Origin of the sequence: Alteromonas sp. LOR (assembly GCF_000753865.1) — a bacterium.
Lineage (GTDB): Bacteria > Pseudomonadota > Gammaproteobacteria > Enterobacterales > Alteromonadaceae > Alteromonas.
Map to the genome: position 1 here is coordinate 1 of NZ_JQFW01000025.1, position 630 is coordinate 630.

Genomic DNA, 630 nt, shown 5'->3' on the forward strand with positions numbered 1-630 from the left:
AAGGCTTGTAGCTCAGCTGGTTAGAGCGCACCCCTGATAAGGGTGAGGTCGGCAGTTCAAGTCTGCCCAAGCCTACCATTTACCTTTCACTTGCTTTGCAAGTGGTCGTGTAAAAGCCGCTTTGCCGGAAGCAGAGCTTCCTGACGTTTTTACCACTCTCTAAAGTTAGCGGTAGTACCGATTTGGGTAGAAGCTGTTTTTTGTGTCATGTTGGACCCAAAATCCTAATGAATATTTACTTTTTAAGTAAGCATTGATTAGGGTTTTTTACCCTAAGGGTGATAGTACTGCTTTTGCAGGAAACATCTTATGTTCTTTAACAATTTGGAAAGCTGATATTAATAGTAATCAATCAAAAGAGTAATTGAGAAGTCGAAAGACGCACTTTTTACTCTACTTGACTTGAATTGCTTGTTATCGACAACGCCGCAAGGCGGGTTAATCGGCATGTTCGGTTAACAAAGAAGATAGCAAGGCAATTCTTCCGATTAGCTTGTCATGCATACAACATTACCCGTGTCCGACGTCAAAAGGCGGACATGAGGCCGATATTCAAGGCTTTTTAGGGTTGTATGGTTAAGTGACGAAGCGTATACGGTGGATGCCTTGGCAGTTAGAGGCGATGAAGGA

General features: G+C 43.0%; 1 tRNA gene. It reads left to right on the plus strand.

Annotation, left to right across the window (positions count from 1 at the left end):
- Position 1: 1 nt before the first annotated feature.
- Positions 2-78: transfer RNA gene (locus JV36_RS0109940), tRNA-Ile, on the plus strand.
- The last annotated feature ends 552 nt before the right edge of the window (positions 79-630 follow it).